The organism is Streptomyces albospinus (genome assembly GCF_014648695.1).
GTDB lineage: Bacteria > Actinomycetota > Actinomycetes > Streptomycetales > Streptomycetaceae > Streptomyces > Streptomyces albospinus.
Map to the genome: position 1 here is coordinate 1 of NZ_BMRP01000005.1, position 5,661 is coordinate 5,661.

Consider the following 5,661-nt stretch of genomic DNA (forward strand, 5'->3'; position numbering starts at 1 on the left):
CCCAACGCCCCACCCCCGCCCCAACGCCCCACCCCCGCCCGCTGTCACACCCCGGCGGTACCGTCGAGTCATGGTCAACGCAGCCGTGGTGGAAGGGGTCCTGGAGCGGATCACCTATGCCAATGAGGAGAGCGGCTATACGGTCGCGCGCGTCGATACGGGCCGCGGCTCGGGCGATCTGCTGACGGTCGTCGGCGCCCTGCTGGGCGCGCAGCCGGGGGAGTCGCTCCGTATGGAGGGCCGTTGGGGCTCCCACCCCCAGTACGGCAAGCAGTTCACGGTGGAGAACTACACCACGGTCCTGCCCGCCACGATCCAGGGCATCCGCCGCTATCTGGGCTCCGGCCTGATCAAGGGCATCGGCCCGCGGATCGCCGACCGCATCACCGAGCACTTCGGCACGGACACCCTGGACGTGATCGAGACCGACCCCGGTCGCCTCATCGAGGTGCCGGGCCTGGGCCCCAAGCGTACGAAACTGATCGGCGCGGCCTGGGAGGAGCAGAAGGCCATCAAGGAGGTCATGGTCTTCCTCCAGGGCGTCGGGGTGTCCACGTCCATCGCGGTGCGGATCTACAAGAAGTACGGCGACGCCTCCATCTCCGTGGTGCGGAACCAGCCCTACCGCCTCGCCGCCGACGTCTGGGGCATCGGCTTCCTCACCGCCGACCGGATCGCCCAGGCTGTCGGCATTCCGCACGACAGCCCGGACCGGGTCAAGGCGGGCCTCCAGTACGCCCTGTCGCAGTCGACGGACCAGGGCCACTGCTTCCTGCCCGAGGAGCAACTGATCGCGGACGCGGTGAAGTTGCTCCAGGTGGACACCGGCCTGGTCATCGACTGCCTCGCCGAACTGGCCGCGGACCCGGAGGGCGTGGTCCGCGAGAAGGTGCCGGGCGCGGAGGACGGCAGTCCGGTCACCGCGGTCTATCTGGTGCCGTTCCACCGCGCCGAGATCTCCCTGGCCGGCCGGCTCACCCGGCTGCTGCGCACGGACGAGGACCGGATGCCGGCGTTCCGGGACGTGGTCTGGGACAAGGCGCTGGCCTGGCTGGCGCGGCGTACGGGCGCGGAGCTGGCGCCCGAGCAGCAGGCGGCGGTCCGGCTGGCGCTGACCTGTAAGGTCGCGGTCCTCACGGGTGGGCCCGGCTGCGGCAAGTCGTTCACGGTCCGCTCGGTGGTCGAGCTGGCCCGTGCCAAGCAGGCCAAGGTGGTGCTGGCGGCGCCCACGGGCCGGGCGGCCAAGCGGCTCGCGGAGCTGACCGGAGCGGACGCCTCCACCGTCCACCGCCTCCTGGAGCTCAAGCCGGGCGGGGACGCCGCCTATGACGCGGACCGGCCGCTGGACGCCGATCTGGTGGTGGTCGACGAGGCGTCGATGCTCGATCTGCTGCTGGCGAACAAGCTCGTCAAGGCGGTGCCGCCGGGCGCCCATCTGCTGCTGGTGGGGGACGTCGACCAGCTGCCGTCGGTCGGCGCCGGCGAGGTGCTGCGGGATCTGCTGGCCGAGGGTGATGGGGCCGCGCGCAGCGCGTCGGGCAGGGGTGGTGGTCGGGTGGCGGGCGGGACGGTGCCGGCGGTCCGGCTGACCAGGATCTTCCGCCAGGCCCAGCAGTCCGGGGTGGTCACCAACGCGCACCGCATCAACTCCGGAGTGCCGCCGCTGACCACCGGCCTGAAGGACTTCTTCCTGTTCGCCGAGGAGGACGCGGAGGCGGCGGCCCGGCTGACGGTCGACGTGGTGGCGCGCCGGATCCCGGCGAAGTTCGGCCTGGATCCGCGCCGGGACGTCCAGGTGCTGGCCCCGATGCACCGCGGCCCGGCGGGTGCGGGGGCGCTCAACGGCCTCCTCCAGCAGGCGGTGACCCCGGCCCGCCCGGATCTTCCCGAGCGCCGCTTCGGCGGCCGGGTCTTCCGCGTCGGGGACAAGGTCACCCAGATCCGGAACAACTACGAGAAGGGCCGCAACGGCGTCTTCAACGGCACGGTGGGGGTGGTCACCGCCCTCGACGCCGACGAGCAGCGGCTGACGGTCCTCACGGACGAGGACGAGGAGGTTCCGTACGACTTCGACGAACTCGACGAACTCGCCCATGCCTATGCCGTGACGATCCATCGCTCCCAGGGAAGCGAGTATCCGGCCGTGGTGATTCCGGTCACCACCAGCGCCTGGATGATGCTCCAGCGCAATCTGCTCTATACGGCCGTGACACGGGCGAAACGCCTCGTGGTGCTGGTCGGCTCCCGGAGGGCCCTCGGGCAGGCCGTACGGACCGTATCTGCCGGTCGGCGGCATACGGCGCTCGATCACCGGCTCGTCGGAGCGATGTGATGTCGCCCCTCTTTCCCAATCGGGGCGAAGGGGAGCAGGATGGACACCAACGCGGCACTGAGTGCCGTAATGAGGCCCTATGGCCGACCCCGAGTGCACATCCAACGTCCAAATGGGGGAAGGTATAGGCAGTCAGGGCACCTCGAAGAAGAGGCACAACGTCGGTGAGGGATGACGTGAGCGACAACTCTGTAGTACTGCGTTACGGGGACGGCGAATACAGCTACCCGGTCGTCGACAGCAGTGTCGGCGACAAGGGCTTCGACATCTCGAAGCTGCGCGCCCAGACCGGTCTGGTGACCCTGGATTCCGGTTATGGCAACACCGCGGCGTATAAATCCGCGATCACCTATCTAGACGGTGAACAGGGCATCCTTCGCTACCGCGGTTACCCGATCGAACAGCTCGCGGAGCGCAGCACGTTCGTCGAGACCGCCTACCTCCTCATCAACGGTGAGCTGCCCACCGTCGATGAGCTGGCGAACTTCAAGCAGGACATCACTTACCACACGCTGCTCCACGAGGACGTCAAGCGTTTCTTCGACGGCTTCCCGCGGGACGCCCACCCCATGGCCATGCTGTCGTCGGTGGTCAGCGCACTGTCGACGTTTTACCAGGACAGCCACAACCCGTTCGACGAGCGGCAGCGGCACATCTCCACGATCCGGCTGCTGGCCAAGCTGCCGACCATCGCGGCGTACGCGTACAAGAAGTCGGTCGGCCACCCGGTCGTCTACCCGAGCAACGACCTCGGGTACGTGGAGAACTTCCTGCGGATGACCTTCTCGGTCCCCGCCGCCGAGTACGAGCTGGACCCGGTCGTGGTCAGCGCGCTCGACAAGCTGCTGATCCTGCACGCGGACCACGAGCAGAACTGTTCGACCTCCACCGTGCGCCTGGTGGGCTCCTCGCAGGCGAACCTCTTCGCCTCGATCTCCGCGGGCATCAACGCCCTGTGGGGCCCCCTGCACGGCGGTGCCAACCAGTCGGTGCTGGAGATGCTGGAAGGCATCCAGGCCACCGGCGGCGACGTCGACTCCTTCATCCGCAAGGTGAAGAACAAGGAAGACGGCGTGAAGCTGATGGGCTTCGGGCACCGCGTCTACAAGAACTTCGACCCCCGGGCGAAGATCATCAAGGCGGCGGCGCACGATGTCCTCTCGGCGCTCGGCAAGTCCGACGAACTGCTGGACATCGCCCTCAAGCTGGAGGAGCACGCGCTCTCCGACGACTACTTCGTCGAGCGCAAGCTCTACCCGAACGTCGACTTCTACACGGGTCTGATCTACCGGGCGATGGGCTTCCCGACCGAGATGTTCACGGTGCTCTTCGCGCTCGGCCGGCTGCCCGGCTGGATCGCCCAGTGGCACGAGATGATCAAGGAGCCGGGCTCCCGGATCGGCCGCCCGCGGCAGATCTACACCGGCATCGTCGAGCGCGACTTCGTGCCCGTTCAGGAGCGCTGAGCCGGACCAACGGGTATCGGCCGGCGCGGTCCCGGCCGATACGCGCTGGTGATCGATAATCGCGCAAACGGGACGTGGTGGACGGGTGCCCGGCCGGTGAACGTGCCCGCCGGCGGGCACGCCGGTGCCCGCGGCCGGGCGCAGGAACGCCCGGCCGGTGAACGTGCTGTTGATGGCCGTCGGTGCACAGACGAAAGCGCCCCGCCTCCGGATCCCCCCACGGGTCCAGAGTGCGGGGCGCTTCCCATGTCCCGGTGCGGATTCCCCCCACGGGATCCGGCCGGGCGTTCCGGGTTGCACCGCGCTCTGCCGGGACGCGCACATACGGGAGGGCCGCTCAAAGCTCCCCGCGCGCGTCGCCCCGGCCACGCGTAGCCGGGCGCGATCCCCCAAGACCGGCACGGCTGTTGCAGTGCAAGCCCCGCCGGGGTGCTTGCACCGCCCGGTTAGACTCGCGACCCCCCTCAATGGTTACGTTCCGATGAGTGTGATCTGGGTCTCTTGCCATATGGGGGCGAATCTGGTCAAGGGTTGCGATCTGGAGATCAAGGCCCGTAGGTATGGGTGTTGTGCCAGTTGTAAGAGCAATGTGAATATTCAAGGTTTCGCGGGGCGGCGGCGGTGCCGAAGTCCGGTGAACGGCGCGAAGTCCGGTGAACGGCGCGAAGTTTGGCGAGCGGCGCGAAGTTTGGCCGGCGGCGCGAAACCCCTGAATCGGTCGTCGCCGCCCTGGTCGGCCGCCGGATCGGGCGGCCCGGCTCCTGAGACGCGCGAGGCGCAGGCCGTCTTGCCGATGGCGGGTCCGGCCTGCGCCTGGGTGGTGGAGGGGGTGCCGGGTCAGGCCTGGCCGGCGAGTTCGTAGCCCGCCTCGTCGACGGCGGAGCGCACGGCCTCCAGGTCCAGCGGGGCCTTGGAGGTGACGGTCACCAGGCCGGTGGCGGCGACCGCCTGCACCGAGCTGACCCCGGCGAGCTCGCCGATCTCGGCCGACACCGCGCCCTCGCAGTGGCCGCAGGTCATGCCGGTGACCTTGTACGTGGCGGTCACCTCGCCGACCTGGACGGCGGTGTCGCCGGAGTGGCAGGAGCCTTCAGGGGTGCAGCAGGAGCTGTTCTCAGCCATGGGTTTCTCCTCGTGATGCCGATGCGTCGGCGTCGGTCCGTGTGCGTGGAGGCGCCGGCGCCGCTGTGGTGCGAGATGTCCAGTGTGGGGCCCATGTGCCGCAAGGGGCGCCGGTGACGCCCGGTGGCCCTCCCGACGGCGTAACTTTATACCCCATGGGGGTATCAGTCCAACCTCTGAGTGCCCGCGTTGCCGCGCGCCCCGCCACGCGTCAGCCTTGGGGTACGAACTCGGGGGACGGAACCGAGGAGGCGGCCGGATGGACGTACCCGCCCTCTACGGCCTGCTGGCGCTCACCACCCTGCCGCCACTGGTCCCCAACTCCGCGCTGCTCGTCTCCGCCGGAGTCCTCGCCTCCGAAGGCCACGCCTTCCTGCCCCTGATCCTCGCGATCGTCGCCGGCAGCGCCCTCCTCGGCGACGTCCTGATGTACCTCGCCGCCCGCCGCTTCGGCGGCCCCGTACGCTCCTGGATGCTGCGCCGGCCCCGCCGCCGGGCCGCACTGGAATGGACCTCGCGGCGCATCCAGCGCTACGGACTGCCCTTCTTGATCGCCGTACGGTTCCTGCCCAGCGGCCGGATCGCCGGCGCCCTGGCCTCCGGAGTACTGCGCTACCCGCGGCGCAAATACGTCATCGGCGCCGGCACCGCCGAGGCGATGTGGGCGACCTACTCCGTCGGCCTCGGTTACCTGGGCAGCGCCGCCGCCGGCAACCCCCTCTACGCCGCCGGCATCGGCCT

4 protein-coding genes are annotated in these 5,661 nt (G+C 69.4%); 3 read left to right on the plus strand and 1 reads right to left on the minus strand.

Going from position 1 to position 5,661, the window contains the following annotated elements:
* The first annotated feature begins 70 nt into the window (after nucleotides 1-70).
* Together recD2 and IEZ17_RS09265 are read left to right on the plus strand one after the other, a co-directional pair.
* On the plus strand, nucleotides 71-2,332 hold the full coding sequence (gene recD2 / locus IEZ17_RS09260; RefSeq protein ID WP_189298411.1) for an SF1B family DNA helicase RecD2: 2,262 nt from the start codon (nucleotides 71-73) through the stop codon (nucleotides 2,330-2,332).
* 176 nt (nucleotides 2,333-2,508) lie between these two features.
* On the plus strand, nucleotides 2,509-3,798 hold the full coding sequence (locus IEZ17_RS09265) for a citrate synthase (protein WP_189298413.1): 1,290 nt from the start codon (nucleotides 2,509-2,511) through the stop codon (nucleotides 3,796-3,798).
* Nucleotides 3,799-4,635: 837 nt separating this feature from the next.
* On the opposite strand, the gene IEZ17_RS09270 is transcribed toward IEZ17_RS09265, so the two are convergent.
* Nucleotides 4,636-4,920, minus strand: a complete 285-nt coding sequence (locus IEZ17_RS09270; RefSeq protein WP_189298415.1) for a heavy-metal-associated domain-containing protein — start codon at nucleotides 4,918-4,920, stop codon at nucleotides 4,636-4,638.
* 259 nt (nucleotides 4,921-5,179) lie between these two features.
* Between IEZ17_RS09270 and IEZ17_RS09275 the strand changes: the two genes are divergently transcribed.
* The coding region (locus IEZ17_RS09275; RefSeq protein ID WP_189298820.1) for a DedA family protein at nucleotides 5,180-5,661 on the plus strand (482 nt) is incomplete at its 3' end.

Excerpts from the sequence above, each read along its gene's own strand:
- recD2 (WP_189298411.1), top strand. The coding sequence starts at position 71 with ATGGTCAACGCAGCCGTGGTGGAAGGGGTCCTGGAGCGGATCACCTAT.
- IEZ17_RS09270 (WP_189298415.1), bottom strand. The coding sequence starts at position 4,920 with ATGGCTGAGAACAGCTCCTGCTGCACCCCTGAAGGCTCCTGCCACTCC.